Below are 17666 nucleotides of genomic sequence, written 5' to 3' on the forward strand. Positions count from 1 at the left end.
TTTTCCTCCTAGTTAATTCTCATAATTGGTTGACCAAATTCAACAACAGTTTCATTCTCAACAAGAATTTCTACAACTGTTCCTGAATGGTTCGCTTGAATTTCATTCATTAATTTCATTGCTTCAATAATTACGACTGTATCTCCCTCTGACACAGTGTCACCAACCTTAACGAATGCTTCGCTATCTGGGTTAGGTTGTAAATATACTACCCCAACCATTGGTGATGTAATGAATTCACCTTCCTCAACGTCGATGTCGTTTGTTACTGGTTTCGCTTCATCGATCTGGGTTGGAGCTGTTTCTTGCTCTACTGTCGTTGTTTGTGCTAGTTTACTTTCTTCTTGGTGTCCGTAGAAAGCCGGTGCTTCATTAGGCATTTCTTTTGAAAGAACGAGTTTTACATCGTCTGTTTCATAATTTAAGAAAGCGAGTGATGATTGATCTAATTTATCGATTAATGATAATAATTGTTCTTGATTCAAAATTACGCACCATCCCAACGTTTAAAGCAAAGGACGGCATTATGACCACCAAAACCCAGAGAATTTGATAAAGCATATTGAATATCTTGTTTCCGTCCTTCACCAGGTACATAATCAAGATTGCATTCTTCGTCCGGTGTCTCTAGACCTAAAGTTGGTGGGATAAAGCCTTCTTGCAATGATTTAATCACCATAATTGATTCCACACCACCGGCTGCTCCTAATAAGTGTCCAAAGTGTCCTTTAGAACTTGAAATTGGTACTTTATGTGCGTGATCTCCTAAAGCATATTTAATCGCTGTCGTTTCACCTGAATCATTTGTTGGTGTACTTGTGCCGTGAGCATTGATATAATCAACATCTTCGGCTTCAATTCCTGCCATTTTGATTGCAGTTTTCATCGCTTCTCCAGCACCACTTCCGTTAGGTAATGGAGCAGTCATGTGATAAGCGTCTGAGTTTGAACCATAACCAACAATTTCACCATAAATTGTTGCATTACGTGCTTGAGCTGATTCTAATGATTCTAAGAATACAATCCCTGCTCCCTCTCCCATAACAAAACCGTCACGGTCTTTATCAAAGGGACGAGATGCTTTTGCTGGATCTTCATTTGTAGATAAAGCAGTTAAAGCCGCGAAACCTGAGATTCCGATTTCGTTAATCGTTGACTCAGCCCCACCCGCGATACAGGCGTCTAATAAACCGTTTTGAATCTTAATAAACGCTTCACCAATCGCATTTGTGGCACTTGCACAAGCTGTTACAATATCTAAACTGATTCCACGTGCACCAAACTGCATTGAAATATTCCCAGCGGCCATGTTCCCAATTGTTAATGGAACAAATAATGGTGGAACTCTTTTAGGGCCTTTATCTTTCATCTTTAAAATACCGTTTTGAATAGCATGTAGTCCACCAATTCCTGAACTCACCATTACCCCAACATTAAATGGATTACTTGAAATATCATAACCACTCATCTCAACAGCTTCTTTACTTGCTGCGACACCAAATTGTGAGAATTTGTCCATTCTCTGGCTATCTTTTCTTCCTAATTCTTCTCTTGCATCAAAACCTTTGACTTCGCCAGCAACAGTCACGCCTGTTTCAGAAGCATCAAAACCTTCTATTGGTGCAATACCTGATTTATTTGTTAATACACTATCCCAGAATGCATCGACACTATTACCAATAGGTGATACAGTTCCTAGACCTGTTATTACGACTCTTCTCATAGAATCCTCCTTAAATATGTAATCCACCGTTAACTTCGATGACTTGACCGGTAATATATCGGTTAGTAATCAAGAAATCAACGACAGAACTAATCTCTTCAACTTGACCAAAGCGTTTTAATGGAATGTGACTTAACATAGTTTTCTTAACTTTATCACTCAAAGCGTCAGTCATATCTGTTTCAATATAACCTGGCGCTATCGCATTGACAGTGATTGATCGACTTCCTAGCTCTTTCGCTAAAGACTTAGTTAAACCGATTACGCCTGCTTTACTGGCAGCATAATTTGCTTGCCCTGGATTTCCTGTTACACCTACAACACTAGACATATTAATAATTGTCCCAGATTTTTGTTTTAACATAATCGGTGATACAAATCTTGTTAAGTTAAATGTTCCTTTTAAGTTTGTATTGATCACGTTATCAAAATCTTCTTCTGTCATACGAAGGAATAATCCATCGCTTGTAATACCCGCATTATTAATTAAAACGTCGATTCTGCCATAGGTTTCGCGTACTTCTTCAACAAGTTGTTTCGCTCCATCAAAGTTACTTATATCTCCGATGGCTTGACCTACTTCCAATTCATAGTCAGCAAATTCTTGAAGTACTTCCTCAGCAATTGGTTTACGACTATTTAAAATTACTTGATGCCCAGCTTCTGCTAAATGTTTAGCGATGCCAAGACCAATTCCTCTTGAGCTACCGCTGATTAAACATGTTAATATCATTATTTCCCTCCACTACTTAACCATTGTATTAATTCTTCAACATCTTCAACTTTATCCACTACAAAAACTTCTGGAGCCAATTCATCCTTCGCCATTAATTTAGCTAAGGTATTTCCTGGTCCAATTTGGATAACATGTGTAATTCCCTCTTCTTTTAAGCGATGAACCGTTGGGAACCATTTCACTGGTTTAACCAAATGGTCGCTTAATAAAGTACGAATCTGATCTGTTGAATGATTCTCAACAGTTACATTACTAATTACTGGAACTGTTCCTACTTGAAAGTTTGTGTCGGCAAGTACTTTTTCGAAGTCTGCTTGCATCCCTTTCATAATCGGAGTATGGAAAGGTCCTTCTACTTTTAAAGGTATGACCTTACGATAACCTAAACTTTTTGCTTCTTTTCTAAAAGCAGTGACTGCTTCTTTTATGCCTGCGACGACAATTTGAGTCGGCGAGTTGTAATTAGCAATATATATAGGCGTCTCTTCAGTATGAATACTTTCAACAAGTGTCTTAATTTCATCGATGGGCATATTAATTACTGCTGCCATAAGGTAACTTGCATCCTTTTCGATGTGTTCACAGTACGCGGACATAATATCTCCACGCTTTTTGATTAAATTTAATCCTTCGTCAAGTTCTAATATGTTACTGGCAATTAAAGAACTATACTCACCTAAACTTAACCCAGCCATATATTGTATGGCTGGGAGTTTAGTTTTAATCGATTCATAAATAGCTAAGCTTGTTGTAACGATTGCAGGTTGAGCATTTTTTGTTAAAGCCAATTGATTGATATCAGAATTGATCCACGTTTGAATCGGTAATTGAGTGATGTCTTCTGCTTGAGTGAAGATTTCTTTTGCTTCTTGAAATGCTTCGACAAAACCCATTCCCATACCTTCATAATGTGCACCTTGACCATTAAATATAATAGCCAATTTCATAAAATCACCCTTTCAATTAAGCTTCAAAATAATTTGCTTTTTCCTTATATGTTTCTTTCGCTACTTGAATATAATCTTCGATAATTTCTTTAACAGTTTGTCTTTCTTTAATTAAACCGGCAATCTGGCCAGCCATCATTGATCCACCTACTGTATCGCCTTCCACAACGGCCTTTCTTAAAGCGCCTTGAGCCATTTGCTCCAACCGTGAAAAGTCTTGACCTGGAAGACTTGTGATTTCTTTCTCGACTTGTAAATATTCTTTTGTTAGTCGGTTTCTCAGAACTCGGACTGGATGTCCTGTAATCTGACCTGTTACAACAGTATCAATGTCACTTGCTTTAAGGATCGCGTCCTTAAAGTTATCATGAGCATTTGATTCATCTGCAACAACGAAACGTGTACCCACTTGGATACCGTCAGCACTTAGCATTAAAGCTGCTGCTAAAGCACGACCATCTCCGAATCCTCCTGCAGCAATGACAGGAATCGTTACAACTTCTGTGACTTGAGCTAAAAGGGCTAAACTCGTTAATTTACCGATATGTCCCCCAGCTTCCATCCCTTCAACAACAACAGCGGCAGCTCCAATTTTCTCCATACGTCGCGCAAGAGCGACTGAAGCTACAACTGGAATCACTTTAATACCTGCATCGTGAAATCTTTGCATGTATTTCGCAGGGTTTCCTGCACCTGTTGTGATGATTTTTATTCCAGATTCGATTAAGTAATCAACAACCTCTTGGGTATTTGCGTTTAAAAGCATGACATTCACTGCAAATGGTTTGTCAGTTTTTGACTTCATTAATTCAACTTTTTCTCGAACTAATTCAACAGGGTCATGTCCTGTTCCTATAACGCCTAATCCACCAGCATTGGATACTGCGCTCGCTAAATCTGCATCAGCAACCCATGCCATTGCACCTTGAACAATAGGATATTCAATGTTTAGTAATTCTGTAATGGCTGTCTTCATATATACCTTCCTTTATCTAACGAGAAAAATTATTTGTCTAATCCTTCAACGTAACTAACTAAATCTCCAACTGTTTTTAAGTCTTGGTCAGTATCAATTGTAATATCGAATTCGTCTTCGATTTCATTGATTACTTGGAAGATATCTAAGCTATCCGCTTCTAAGTCGTTTTCAAAGCTAGTTTTTAAGGTTACTTCATTCTCTTCTACACCTAATTGATCCACGATAATTTCTTTAATTTTTTCAAACATAATATTTTCCTCCAATAATTTTTATAATTTTGTGTGTACTTCGCCCCATGTTAAGCCTGCACCAAAACCAATCATAACAACACTTTGAGTGCCATCTAGTCTGATTTGTTTTGCTTCAACCATTTCATTTAATAAAATTGGAATACTTCCAGCAGATACATTCCCAACACGGTCTATGTTCGATGGTATTTTTGATAAATCCATCTTTAGTTTTTTGGACATCATCTTTATAAAGCGGAAATTCGCTTGATGACTAACGATATAATCTAAAGTTTCTTGTTTGTTTACAAATTGATCTAATGACGGAAGAACCGTTCTTTGAACGAAATTGAACACTTCGCGTCCATTCATCGTCAAAGTAATATCTCCTTCTTCATTAGGAGCTACTGCGATGGATAGATTTTCATCGCCACGAGAATTCAAACAACTATCATATTCAGGTAAACCTTCGCCGTCATTGGCAATTAACAATGCCCCAGCGCCATCACCAAATAAGATAGACGTAGCCCGATTATTGAAATCTAAAATCTGACTCATCTTCTCAGCACCAATCACTAATGTGTAGCCAGATGAAAATGATTTTGACATTTTCTCAGCAATATCCAATGCATAGACAAATCCACTACATGCGGCATTAATATCAAAACTAATGGCATTGTGACAATTCAGATTTAACTGCACTTTATTGGCTGTCGATGGTGTATATTCTCTTTGAGACATTGTTGCAACTATAATCAACTTAATGTCATGTCGAATATCTTCATCCAGTTTACTAAGTAAATCGTCTACGGCATTTGTCGCAATACTCGCCACTGTCTCTTCATCATTTGCAAAAAAACGTTGTTTTATACCAGTTCGTTGCTCAATCCATTCTGTGGATGAGTCTAACTGATTTACTTCGATTAATTCTGTGTTTGATACAGCTTTCTCCGGTAAATACGCTCCTGTAGCAATAATACGACTCATATCATCTTCCTTTTCTACAATTTCTCTTTAATGTCATTTAAGAAATTATGTAGATTACCTAATCCCTTAATTAACATTTCCGCTTCTTCTTTATCTAGACCTGCGATTGTATCTCTTACCATATCTAGATGGAATTTGCGGTGCAAGCGAAAGAGTAGTTTTCCTTTTTTAGACAACTTAAGTCTAACAACTCGACGATCTTCTTCTAAACGCACCCGTTCAACATAGCCTTTTGTCACAAGATTTTGTATGGACACAGACAAAGTACCTTTAGTGACAGATAATTTCTCTGCTACTTGTGATGAACTTAAATTTCCTTTAAGACCAATTGCTTCAATAGTATGCATCTCTTTAATAGTTAGATCTGAAAACTCACTTTGTCTAAGCGAATTTTCTTCAATTAATAGTACTTCATTAAATATTTGGACCAAATAATCGTTAATTTTTGTAACGGTCCCATTATCCACTCATTATCACCTCTCATCAACTTCGTTTGATATTCAAACTATTTGATAGTCAAATAATAAATGAAATTAGTTTGGTTGTCAAACTATAAAAGTTTAAAGTTTTTTTAAGCCGATAGAAACTATTAGGAATGGCGATTATTCAAATCATTATTGTTATATTGTGTAATCGTTTTAAGTATTATTATAGCTTTATTTTGTTGAAGATATGTGTTGGGTCGTATTTAAAGTGTGGAAATATGAAAAATGTCCCTGAGATTTTTGAAAATAAAATAAGCTATCAGATGAAAAATTCACCCAATAGCTTATTATTTCGTGTGTCTTATACGACACCATTCATAATCATTAATTTAGCAATACTTTCAAATGATGCAATATCTGCTCCGGCAGCATAATCATGATCTAAGTCATAAGCATTACTTGCATCTAATGCTTGTTTGAAGATATCTTTCATGATGACTTTAAGTTTCTCGTCAACTTCTTCCGTTGTCCATCTTAGTCGTTGTGAGTTTTGACTCATCTCAAGCGCAGATACCGCAACCCCACCAGCGTTAGCGGCTTTACCAGGCCCATAGTATAATTTGTTTTCTTTATATACTTTTACTGCATTTGTATGGCTTGGCATATTTGCCCCTTCAGCGACAAATTTAATTCCATTATCAACTAAACGTTGGGCTTGTTCTTCGTTAATTTCATTTTGAGTTGCACATGGTAAGGCAATATCTGCTTTAATATCATGATCCCAAAGTGAACCTTCAAAATACTCAGCATCTGAATGAGCATCAATATATTCTTTAATTCTTCCACGGTTATCAATTTTAATTTGTTTTACCGTATCTAAATCGATACCATTTTCAGCATAAATTGCCCCATCTGAATCACTAAAAGAAACAACTACACCACCAAGTTCCATGGCTTTCTTCGCAGCATAATAAGCAACATTCCCAGAACCAGAAATAATCACTCGTTTACCTTCTAGTGTTTCATTCACTTCAGTCAACATTTCTAATAAGAAGTAAATTAATCCGTAACCCGTTGCTTCAGCACGTCCTTGACTCCCTCCAGCTGGAATAGGTTTCCCAGTTAATACACCCGGAGTCTTAGCGTTTAAGCGTTTGTATTGTCCAAACATGTACCCAATTTCTCGTGCACCTACACCAATATCACCGGCAGGCACATCTTCGTCAGCACCAATGTATTTTTGTAATTCAGTCATAAAACTTTGAGTAAAGTTCATCACTTCATTGTCTGATTTCCCTTTAGGATCAAAATCAGCACCACCTTTACCTCCACCGATTGGTAGACCTGTTAAATAATTTTTGAAGATTTGCTCAAAAGCAAGAAACTTCATGATACTTTGGTTTACTGATGGATGGAAGCGAATACCACCTTTATAAGGTCCATTTAAGGAATTAAATTGCACACGGTAACCACGATTCACTTGAACTTTCCCTCGGTCATCTACCCAAGGAACACGGAAAGATATAATTCTTTCTGGCACAGTGATTCGTTCAAGTATTGCCAAATCTTCATATTCAGGATGTTTTTCAATCACTGGTTCAATTGCATCAAGAAAATCTTTCACAGCTTGTAAAAATTCTGTTTCATGCTCAAAAGTTTTTGATAATTTGTCATAAACACGCGTCATATAATTATTTGTCATTATGTGTCACTCCTCTTTTCGTATAAGTCATTATAACACAGCTTTGTCTTTTATGAAAATATTTTAATAAAGGTCTCTAATTTCTCATCTCATTTAAATAGAAATATATATCTGATTTTCCCTCTTGCTGAGTAAAATCATAATCGCGATTATTAAAGCCACCTATCTCAAAACCTTGATTTAAATAAAATTTACAAGCGCCTAAATTATTATCTTGTCCAATAGTGAATAAGCCTTTATAACCTAGACTTTGAGCTTCTATGAAGCCCTGTTTAATTAACTCTTGACCATGTCCAAATCGGCGATATTCTTTTGTTACTTTTAAATCAGCTAAGTACATATACTTATTCCATTGATGTTCAAAGACAGCTAAGCCGACACATTTTGAATCTTGAAAAGCTCCAATCGCAAATCCTTTTACAACAATCTCTTCATATATATAGTTCTCTTCAGGAAAAGTTTGTTCTTCATCTTGCTCGAACAATTCTTCTTTATAAGTCCATTGTTTCTTATTTAATGAAACAACTAACTTGCCATATAATTCAACCGGCTCATTCGGTAAATTCAATGCTGCTTCTTCGTCTTTAGTTATGAGTTTATATTCCATGCCGATCACCTACCTTTTTTGATAATTACTACTATACACCTTTCGGGAAAATGTTACTATTCTCAGATAGATGTTCTATCTAAAATTTTTTAAAAGCAAAAAAACCTCCTACTTTAGTAAGTAAGAGGTTTATTCAGTCAACAATATAATCCTATTTCAGCATGATACGACAAGCTTATAATAGCCGACTTTTAGGGGGGGTTTCATAAAACAACTTACCCCCAGTTAGAACGTCATGATACAATGCGCGTCATATCAATGTTTCTGTACGATCTAGGCAGGATTCGAACCTGCGACCGTTATTACGCTCTGGGAAATGCTAATGTGAGCTGACTGCTGACCTATCAATACCTAAGCGCTCTGGATATTCGACCTATTTACTGAACCTTTTTCGAACCCCTTATTACCACGATTCGATTGTGGTTTGTAAAGTATAACATAGATAGTCTTATCCTATTTAGTGAATACATTGCCTAAAATAAGAATATCATCTCTTCTGTTATCCTCAAATGTATCAATCTTCTTAATCTCATACATTTTATTTTTATATACAATACGATTATTCGTACTTAATCCTTCTTCACGGTAGTTGATCATGAATAGTCTATCCTCAAAATTAATATCCATGTTATCGTACATATACTCATTAGCTCCTACTTGTCTTACATATGCTTTGCAATCAAATAGTTTTCTCCACTTAACAACTAAACGACCTGTTTCTCTATCCATAACATTCACTGGTTCATAGAAGGTAATTATTTTATCCTTACGATTTCCCTTCTCACGTCTTAAACTAAATAATCTATCGTTGGTAATCATCTGTTCAATCCTTTCTATATAGTAGTTGTGTTTCTTGTATCTCTATGCTGATATATACCCCTCAGCATGGGGTTTTCTTGTATCTCTATGGTGATGTAACACCTCAGCATGGGTTTTTCTTGTATCCCTATGCTGATATAACACCTCAGCATGTTGTTTCACTGTACGTTACTAGGCTGTAGGTTCTTAATCTCCTCGTAACGCTCCAATAATCCAACGTAAGCATCTAATAAACTGGCTGTACCGTCTATACGTCTGCTAGGGTTAGAAGTTTTCTTTGGTTGGATATTACCGTTAATATCTTCCTTCACTGCTGTGTTAGTTAAACACCATTTCAAGATAGGGTTATTATTATAGTTCACTCGTTTCCCTGCTAGATCAGCACCTAGTGTTTGCATTGGTAAACTTAGCGTTTTAACCCCTTGTGCTGTCGGTATCATGTTAAAGCCTTCTCGTTCCAATTCAAGAACTAAATGACTAGCACTGTACCTATCATAGTATATGTAAGGAAGGTTTATGTTATAGACGTTCACTATATCTAAGAACCATCTCGTCAACAGTGAGTAATTTATAAGATTCCCTTGAGTGAAAGTTAGCAATCCTCGTTCTTCCCATTTCTCAAGTAAGCTTCTTTCCTCAGCAGTGCGTATCTTCTTACTATCCTCTGGAATCCAATAATGCTGATGTACGTATTTAGTATTGTCATCTGGATTAAATATCAGTACTGTAGCGCATGTTAAATCGACGTTAGAAGATAGATCCATACCACCGATGGCATAATAGTTCTGAAATGAGCTTAAATCGAACGTTTTTTCATTGTTTATTTGAGAAAAGTCTAACCATGTACCTGTTTCACTTCCTCGAACGTTAAAATCCTTAACTAAAATACCTCGTAAATCAACTGGATTATTCTTAGCACGGTCTAATTGCTGTTCAATATACGAATGTTTTTTTATCGTACCTAATGCTGGATTAGCTTTCATCCAATTATCTGGATCTAAATATTCTTCTGGATCATCTAGTTCATATATAATAGGAAGGAATGTTTCATCTTGGTATATACCATCAGCTACTTTAGTAGCATATTCGTATGTATCATCAAAGATTGATTCCCTAATCGTACCTGCTGTACTAATCATAATCAGCATTGGTTGTTCTCGACTTGATAAAGATTGTTTCATAACTTCATATGTACCTCTACTTTTAATCGCATGAAGTTCATCAATGATAACTAGATGGCTGTTTAAACCATCTAGGGTATTACTATCTGATGATAAAGGTTGGATCTTACTCATGTTAAAATCACAATAAACATCTGTTTTACGTTTCTTCAGCACGGTTGATAAATACTGATCTTGTTTAATCATATTCAAGGTACTTTCAAATACGATATAAGCTTGTTCTCGTTTAGTAGCAATTGAGTATATCTCAGCACCTGTTTCATTATCCGCTAGTAACATATATAAGGCAATGGCACTTAATAGTGTAGATTTACCGCACTTTCTCGCTACTAATAATAAACTCTCTCTATATTGTCTCAATCCTGTATCAGCATCCACAAATCCAAATAAAGCCTGTATATAAGCCTTTTGGAATAACTCCAACTCTATAAGTTGTCTCGCTTTATCTCCTTTAGAGTGTCTGCAAAACGATTCAATGAATTTAATTGGTCTCAATGCTGATTCCTCATCAAAGATATATCTACCTGTGGGATGTTCTATCCTATCCTTTAGTTCGTTATAAACCTTAGCTACACGCTTACTAGTGATTATTTCTCCTGATTCTATCTTATTTACGTATTCTATAATATAGTTCAATTATTCAACTCCTTTCATATTTAAATTAATCCCTCTAATTAGAGGTCATGAACTCAGCAAGTAATTGAGCTTCTGGTGTTAATTCATCTGTAGCATTTTCTGATTTCGGATATAAGTTCTTCAACTCGCCTAAGTATTGTTTATATCTATTTGATAGATCCATGTATGATTTAAACTCTGGTGTTTGTCGTGTATTACTCTGAGCACCATTAACAAACATGCTAGTAGCACCTTCATTTATAAGTTCCTGCTTCACGTTATCTAAAACTTCTCGCATAAATACTAGTTCTTCTATCAATTCTTCAGCAATGTGTTGGTGTTCTTCTGGGATTATGTGTAAAGTTTCTTTCAATTTGTCTGTATATTCCGTTTTATTCAAGGTAATTAGCCTCCTTATTATTTTCAAAATTCAGTTTAGAGGTGTGGGAAAGGGGGGTGGCGGTCTTTGAGGTTATATGAAGAATGTTGATATAGGGGGGTTTGTTTGAAAACACTATGAAAGCTTGGTGTATCAACGTTTATCAACTTGTATTAAATTACCATCAATATCGAACAATAATCCTTTGTCTGTTAAACTCTTATCGTTGCTTGCATGCACTTTCGCATGACAATCAGTACATAAAGGAATCAAATTCTCTTCTCCATAAGCAATCATTGGATCATGAATGTTCTGTGCATTAAGATGAACGATGTGATGTACTACCTTAGCTGGTGCTTGGCAGTGCTGACATATCCAATCATATTTACTCATGATATATTCTCTTGTATCTATCCATTGCTTACGCTTATAGAAGTTCCCTGCAAATTCTCTCGCCATTTGTTTGTTCACCTCTTTTATGTTTAATGTAGTGTGTAGTCATATGTACTAGTACTTACATATTTATACCCCTATACTTCTAAGGTATAGCCTGTATAATTACCCCTTGTACTTTTTAAAATAGCACTCTGTTTAAAAACAGATGCTGTCTTAAATCAGCAGTTGTTGGTAAATGGATAAACATGTACGCTTTAGTATTTGTATTAGTATTAGTATTTTAAAGGTAGTCGTTCAATTGGTATGGGCTCGTGATTGAGCTAGTTTGATGGTATTGATAATGATAGCTGTTACTTAATATGTTATGTACTCAGCACGTTGTGTGTGTGCTGATCTAACATAAGCAAACGGTAATCACTTATCATAGAAGGTATATATAACATAAAGGGTAGCCATAAATTGACTACCCCCTATGTGTAAATATACTAAGTTGTTTTTTTGAAAGGTGGTATTAATTATTTAGAGGTGCAAATAACAATATATTGAAAGGTGGTATTAATTATTTAGAGGTGTAAATAACAATATATTGAAAGGTATAGATATGATAGATGGTTACTGAGTATCTCGATTATGCTTTATAGTAGATGTTAATGAATCAATAACTCTCTGTAATCTGTAGGATTGAGTGTCCTCAGCATTGAACCATAATTGAATTAAGAAGGATGATAGTGTGAACACTAACGGTTCCTTCTCCTGTTCCTCAATAGTAAGCCCTGTTGTTTTCTCAATTTGGCTTGGTAAGCTGTCTACTAAGGGTACGACTAATGAATCAATTAAATAGCTATCACTATCTAGACCTAATATATCTACAGCATCTGGTGTACTAAGAACCATTCCTATTCACCTACTGTAGCTAACTTAACAAATGCTTCTGGTAAGATTACTTGAGTATCAGCGATTGCTAATGCACGGTAATCAATTAAACCTTTATTGAATGAGCTTTGAGTTGATACTTCTAAGGCAATTCCGTTAGGCATGTTGTAACCTAAGTAGCTTGAGAAGTCTCCTAAGTAGATCTCGTTATCAGCAATGTTATCATCAATAACGATTACTTTACCTAAGATTGTTCCGACATCAGCGTTACGTGCATCTGGGTTAAAGATAGGACGGTTGTTGTTGTCCACTACTCCATATACTAAGCTGTATAACGTAGCGTTGTTCATAGCGAATTTAGCATTTTTAGAGTAGCCACGTTTCAATAAACCTAATGCTTTTGTGAAGTCTGTGTACGATGGTGCGCTAGATAATTCTACTAAGTTACCATTTACTTCTGAGAACTCAATAGATTCTAAACCTTCACCTTGTCCTACTCCTGTTCCGTTAACTAAAGATTGTTCAATCGCTTCCATTACAGAAGAAACTAATTCATCTGTCACATATGATTCAAATGCTTGAATACTCATCTTCTTAGCACTTGCTGACATTGAGAAGATCTTGATTAATTCATAGCCTTTAAATTCAACCGATGTAGGTGTAGTTTTTTCACCTGCTACCTCCGCACCTTCTGTATGCCATTCTGCTACAGTTAATGGAGTACCGACTGGAATCTTTAAGTTACTTGGGATATTGAATCCACGTGCTTCAGCTAATAATCCACCTTGTGTACGTGCTTTACGAACCACTTCATTTAATGTAAGTGTTGGGATTACTTGAGCGTTTGTAGTTACTGTATTAAAACCATCTAAACGTTTCTCAGCATGGGTCGCTTGTTCTGCTGTCTCTAATGCACGTTGCTCTGTTTCTTCTAATGGTTTGTTTAATAAGTCTTTGTAAAACGCTGTACGGTATTCCTCAGTTGCGAAAATATCAGTATTGTTCATATTTGTATTGTCTCCTTTATTATCTGTATTGTGAGTTCCTGTAATTGGGTTAAATGATTCTTGTAGGTTAGCCTTGAATTGACTACGTTTATCTTCTAAGTTAGCTTTAGCATCTGTTAATCCTTGTACTTCAATATTAAGTACCTCGATATCAGCATCAGGGTTAGTATCAACTTCAATAACAATCTGCTGAGAACGTTCTTCAATCTCACCAATTGTACGTTGATTCCAGTAGTTAAATGATTCCTCAATAGTTTTAAAATTCATGTTTATCTGTCTCCTTTTAATAATAATTTATTTAATTGAATCTTTAGATCCTTACGTTCTGTACTATCTAACTTGCTATGAACATCTTCAATCATACTTCTAGCTTCAACTGAAACTACCGTTTCCTTATAAGCTGGGTATGGGACGATACTCACTTCAAACACCTTATCAATTTTATGAATACTACGTGTTCTAGTTCCAGCATCGTATATGTGTCCATCATCAGATACGGTAAAAGCAAATGACATATTCTCTAAGTCTCCACGTTGTACTGCCGTATAAACGCTTCTTGCTTCTTCTGTACTGGGTAATGTAGCTCTCATACGTAAACCTACCTCATCCACGTATAGTTCCATTGTTTTACCCGTTCTAGCCAATGGAATTTTATTCATATCGTGATTGTAGATTAAGCGTGTATCATTAAAATCTACGCCATCTAATGCACCACGTTGAATAACTTCGGTATAGGCGTTGTCTCCTTTGCCTATGGTAGTAGGTGTGTCGAACAAGATAGGATAACCTACTAGTATCATATCTTCTTGAGTATCAGCATCTCGTTGTTCAATTTGGATGTCGTTTATTCTAATCTCTTTCATTTGATTCTCCTTCATTTGCATTGGTGGATGTATTATCTTCTTGATCGTTTGTACTTGAATTACCTTCTGCTTGATTACTCATGTTTAAATGAGTTCCTGCTTGACCGTTCACGCTTAAATTACCTTCTAGCTGGTATTCATTAACGATTGCTGTATCAGCATAGTTTAATGATTGTAATCGTTTATTACCATCCTCATCAGTCAATTTAGGTAAGTTCAATATACTTCTAGCTTCATTAATAGTAACCAATCCCATCGGAATGATTTCCTTTAATAACTTAGTCTTAGATTCCATGCTAGCAAACTGAAGCCCAATTGATGTAAATTCAATCTTGTTACCATAAGCCTTTTCTCTATCAGTAAATAGCTTATTTGTAAATTCTAATGACATCTGTATAGCAAGTGGTTCGATTACTGATTCATAAAACGATGCAAATTCGTCTTCATTATAATCACTTGAAACAATCTTAGGATTAACACCTAAGTAGTTGTAAATCTGATTGCTGATCGTATTAATCTGCTGTTCACTAATTGTATATGGTTTGCTGTCAATGGGTGTATATTGCACTGATTGATCAGTAGCAACAACGCCACCTGAGTTTTCTAATGAAAGATACTGACTTGTAAATTCATCTTTTCTTTTCTTCAAGGTCTCTGGTGATAATGTTGTTTGGTAATTGACAATACCTCTCAGATTAGCGCCTAATTCAATACCTCGTACCGTCCCATTCATTTGAGCGCCAGATACTTCCAGCAGTGGATTAAGTGATGAGTTATCGTCTCCTAACAACTCATCTGAGCTATAGTTTCTTCTCAGATGGATGAGTTCACTATAAGGGATATAGATTTCAAAGCCTGAACTATATGTAAATTTACAAACTAAGTTGTTATCAGCATCCAGCCCAAATTGCATGGATTGACCTTTAATTGGATATAATCCTGTGAGATTACCTTTATTATCACGTTCTATGTAGACAAAGCTATTATTATATAAAAACAAGGTGGATATGACTTTATATTGAAAGTCATAAGTAGATTGATAGGGATTAGGTTGTGTTTGTAACAAACGATTAATCCTTTCATTTCCTTCTCCTTGATTGATGTAGTGAATAGGCTTTAACTTAGCCCCATTTCTTGCAATTGCATCTACAGCAGAGGTTAGCGTGGGATTGTTGTGTGTTTCAGCATGTGAAGATGAGAAACTACCGCCTAAGCTAGGTAGATAGTCAAAATCAATCTGATTTGATGTGTTCATTGCTGATTGTTTATCTTCATTTTTAAATAAATCGTTGAACCAATCTATAATATTTGCCATTTATTGCTCCTTTCATTGAAACTAAGTTGGGGCTTCATCTTATTGGATTTTCTTTAGTGGTTTATCAAGTTCTTGTAAATATTTATTAAAGTCTAGCCAATGGTTGTATGGGAAGTCTTTCATCTTATCAAATGGTACTCTGTTTTTCTCAAGGTTGAATACTCTTATCATTTCTTTAATTACATTATCTGTCAATTCTAATGAAGGAATGTTATAAACTGTCTCAAATGATCTGATTGAGTTTTCCAAACTGTAGACTTCAACTTCATATCTGCTAGTACTGTTTCCTTTCCAAACTTCTAATCCCCAAAAGTCGTTGATTCTAATATTGAATGTTTCTATTTGTGACATCTCAGCATTGTGTTTTTGTGATAATTCTTTAAATGTTTGCATTGTTTTTGCTCCTTCTTTTTCTGTGCTGTATTATTATTGGTTGCAACCTAAACTAAATTTACTCCTTCTTTTTTGTGTTTTTGTGTAGACAAAGTTTGTTCGTGTAGACAACTTGAAAGTAGCTACAAACGTTGGTATGACAACGATATCAGCACTTTGTAGACAAGTAGACAATATTTTTTGAAACTTTCTACATATGTGTGTATATCTATACTAATTATTAATAACTTTTTTAGTAAAATATTGTCTACTTGTCTACATAACCCTCACCAATGCTGTCACATCAATGATTAATCGTGTAGACAAATGTGTAGACAACTTCATTTTTGTAGACAAATGTTGTCTACATTACTTAAACAGTAATGGAATTGCTTTACCTAACTCATAATGTTTCTCAACTTCTTCAAAAGTCATATTTAATAATTGTCCTAGAACACCGAAGTCATTAGTTGGTGTTTCATAATCACTTGGTATTCTTTTGTTTTTTCTTTCATAAGAATATCCGTATTTTTCAGCATGTTCTTTCGCTCTCTTAGTGAAAGTATTCTGCTTCATTAAACCTTCAGAGCCTAACTCACGATATTCCCATACTTGATATGCTGAGAAAAGCAACTTCATAGGGATAAGATCACCTGTCAACTGAGAAAAGACATCTTCCATAAACATATAGACGGTATCGTTATCTCTTTTAAGTTCTTCTTTCTCAGCCTTACTTTCTTTAGTATCAATCATATGATTAGAATCGTATTTCAAAGCATTGAACATGATGTATTCCAATAATCTAGGATCTTTAATATACTTATCTTTAATATCTCTATTCTTATTTTCACCACGATAAACATGATTGAACTTGAGTATTCTTAACCTTCTGATTAGTCCATCTGTTGTATCTGAAAAGCGAGGAATACCATTCATTGATTGAATTATCATAGGGGTAACTCTAAAACTAAATGGTTTACCGTATATCTCTCTACCTCTAACTCTTTCACCTGTTGCTAAACTTTTTAGGTTATCGCTTTTCTCGTTAAAGTCTTTAGGGTTGTTATCATCTCCATAAATTAAAGATGAACCATATAAACTAGCGATGCTGTACTCATTTTCAAACTCTTTCAACCTCATTATTGATGTGTTATCTTCACCAGCAAGATTGATACAAAGCTCGGCAAAAGTCGATTTCCCTGTACTACCTTTAGGGCTGTATAGAAATATCACTGATTCTGAAGTAACGTTCGTATCTACTGTGTTACTTAATATCTGCCATAACAATGTATGTTTTTCTTCATCCCCATCAGATAGTTCTTCTAACCACTTGCTGAACTTCCAACCTTCAAATTCTGGTTCTGGTGCATCTTCAATATAGTTAGTCCTGAATAATTCATACTTTTAAATATTGAGTTATTCTAGTCGTTATTTTTCAATTTTGGATCACTTTATCGAAATTAAAATATTTTAATCGATTTTCTAAGCTAAAGAAAAACTTTTTAGTCTCATC

20 protein-coding genes are annotated in these 17666 nt (G+C 35.3%); all 20 read right to left on the reverse strand.

Features of this window, described 5'->3' with window-relative positions; genetic code table 11:
• Positions 1–8: 8 nt before the first annotated feature.
• The gene (gene accB / locus ACEN33_RS01370; RefSeq protein WP_407089190.1) at positions 9–485 is read right to left on the reverse strand and encodes an acetyl-CoA carboxylase biotin carboxyl carrier protein; all 477 of its coding nucleotides are present in this window, start codon (positions 483–485) and stop codon (positions 9–11) included.
• A gap of 2 nt (positions 486–487) precedes the next feature.
• Positions 488–1723: a beta-ketoacyl-ACP synthase II gene (gene fabF, locus ACEN33_RS01375; RefSeq protein WP_407089191.1), complete on the reverse strand. Its 1236-nt coding sequence runs from the start codon at positions 1721–1723 to the stop codon at positions 488–490.
• A gap of 10 nt (positions 1724–1733) precedes the next feature.
• Positions 1734–2456 (reverse strand): 3-oxoacyl-[acyl-carrier-protein] reductase, encoded by a 723-nt coding sequence (fabG, locus tag ACEN33_RS01380; RefSeq protein WP_407089192.1) that lies wholly within the window; start codon positions 2454–2456, stop codon positions 1734–1736.
• Positions 2456–3406 (reverse strand): ACP S-malonyltransferase, encoded by a 951-nt coding sequence (locus ACEN33_RS01385; protein WP_407089193.1) that lies wholly within the window; start codon positions 3404–3406, stop codon positions 2456–2458. The genes fabG and ACEN33_RS01385 overlap by 1 nt, the downstream gene beginning before the upstream one ends.
• Before the next feature lie 16 nt (positions 3407–3422).
• Positions 3423–4382, reverse strand: coding sequence for a nitronate monooxygenase (locus ACEN33_RS01390; RefSeq protein ID WP_407089194.1), 960 nt, complete (start codon positions 4380–4382; stop codon positions 3423–3425).
• Between the two features lie 29 nt (positions 4383–4411).
• Entirely contained in the window at positions 4412–4633 is a 222-nt protein-coding gene (locus ACEN33_RS01395; protein ID WP_407089195.1) for an acyl carrier protein, read from the reverse strand.
• Positions 4634–4654: 21 nt separating this feature from the next.
• Positions 4655–5599, reverse strand: a complete 945-nt coding sequence (locus ACEN33_RS01400; protein ID WP_407089196.1) for a beta-ketoacyl-ACP synthase 3 — start codon at positions 5597–5599, stop codon at positions 4655–4657.
• Between the two features lie 14 nt (positions 5600–5613).
• Positions 5614–6066 (reverse strand): MarR family winged helix-turn-helix transcriptional regulator, encoded by a 453-nt coding sequence (locus tag ACEN33_RS01405; protein ID WP_407089197.1) that lies wholly within the window; start codon positions 6064–6066, stop codon positions 5614–5616.
• A 319-nt stretch (positions 6067–6385) separates the two neighbouring features.
• Complete coding sequence (gdhA, locus tag ACEN33_RS01410; RefSeq protein ID WP_407089268.1) at positions 6386–7711, reverse strand: NADP-specific glutamate dehydrogenase; 1326 nt, start codon at positions 7709–7711, stop codon at positions 6386–6388.
• A 91-nt stretch (positions 7712–7802) separates the two neighbouring features.
• Positions 7803–8333 (reverse strand): GNAT family N-acetyltransferase, encoded by a 531-nt coding sequence (locus ACEN33_RS01415; protein ID WP_407089198.1) that lies wholly within the window; start codon positions 8331–8333, stop codon positions 7803–7805.
• A gap of 453 nt (positions 8334–8786) precedes the next feature.
• On the reverse strand, positions 8787–9152 hold the full coding sequence (locus ACEN33_RS01420; RefSeq protein WP_407094416.1) for a phage head closure protein: 366 nt from the start codon (positions 9150–9152) through the stop codon (positions 8787–8789).
• A 158-nt stretch (positions 9153–9310) separates the two neighbouring features.
• On the reverse strand, positions 9311–10969 hold the full coding sequence (locus ACEN33_RS01425; protein WP_407094418.1) for a terminase large subunit: 1659 nt from the start codon (positions 10967–10969) through the stop codon (positions 9311–9313).
• 34 nt (positions 10970–11003) lie between these two features.
• Entirely contained in the window at positions 11004–11348 is a 345-nt protein-coding gene (locus tag ACEN33_RS01430; RefSeq protein ID WP_407094419.1) for a hypothetical protein, read from the reverse strand.
• Between the two features lie 132 nt (positions 11349–11480).
• The gene (locus tag ACEN33_RS01435; RefSeq protein ID WP_407094420.1) at positions 11481–11786 is read right to left on the reverse strand and encodes an HNH endonuclease; all 306 of its coding nucleotides are present in this window, start codon (positions 11784–11786) and stop codon (positions 11481–11483) included.
• 549 nt (positions 11787–12335) lie between these two features.
• Complete coding sequence (locus ACEN33_RS01440) at positions 12336–12617, reverse strand: hypothetical protein (RefSeq protein WP_407094421.1); 282 nt, start codon at positions 12615–12617, stop codon at positions 12336–12338.
• A gap of 2 nt (positions 12618–12619) precedes the next feature.
• A complete protein-coding gene (locus ACEN33_RS01445) occupies positions 12620–13870 on the reverse strand; it encodes a phage major capsid protein (RefSeq protein WP_407094422.1) in 1251 nt (416 codons plus the stop codon).
• Between the two features lie 2 nt (positions 13871–13872).
• The gene (locus ACEN33_RS01450; protein WP_407094423.1) at positions 13873–14466 is read right to left on the reverse strand and encodes an HK97 family phage prohead protease; all 594 of its coding nucleotides are present in this window, start codon (positions 14464–14466) and stop codon (positions 13873–13875) included.
• Entirely contained in the window at positions 14453–15781 is a 1329-nt protein-coding gene (locus ACEN33_RS01455; protein WP_407094424.1) for a phage portal protein, read from the reverse strand. The genes ACEN33_RS01450 and ACEN33_RS01455 overlap by 14 nt, the downstream gene beginning before the upstream one ends.
• A gap of 39 nt (positions 15782–15820) precedes the next feature.
• Entirely contained in the window at positions 15821–16174 is a 354-nt protein-coding gene (locus tag ACEN33_RS01460) for a hypothetical protein (protein WP_407094425.1), read from the reverse strand.
• A gap of 348 nt (positions 16175–16522) precedes the next feature.
• Positions 16523–17530, reverse strand: coding sequence for a phage/plasmid primase, P4 family (locus ACEN33_RS01465; protein WP_407094426.1), 1008 nt, complete (start codon positions 17528–17530; stop codon positions 16523–16525).
• Positions 17531–17666: the final 136 nt, after the last annotated feature.

Source organism: Ruoffia sp. FAM 24228, assembly GCF_045528575.1.
In the GTDB taxonomy this organism is placed as follows: domain Bacteria; phylum Bacillota; class Bacilli; order Lactobacillales; family Aerococcaceae; genus Ruoffia; species Ruoffia halotolerans.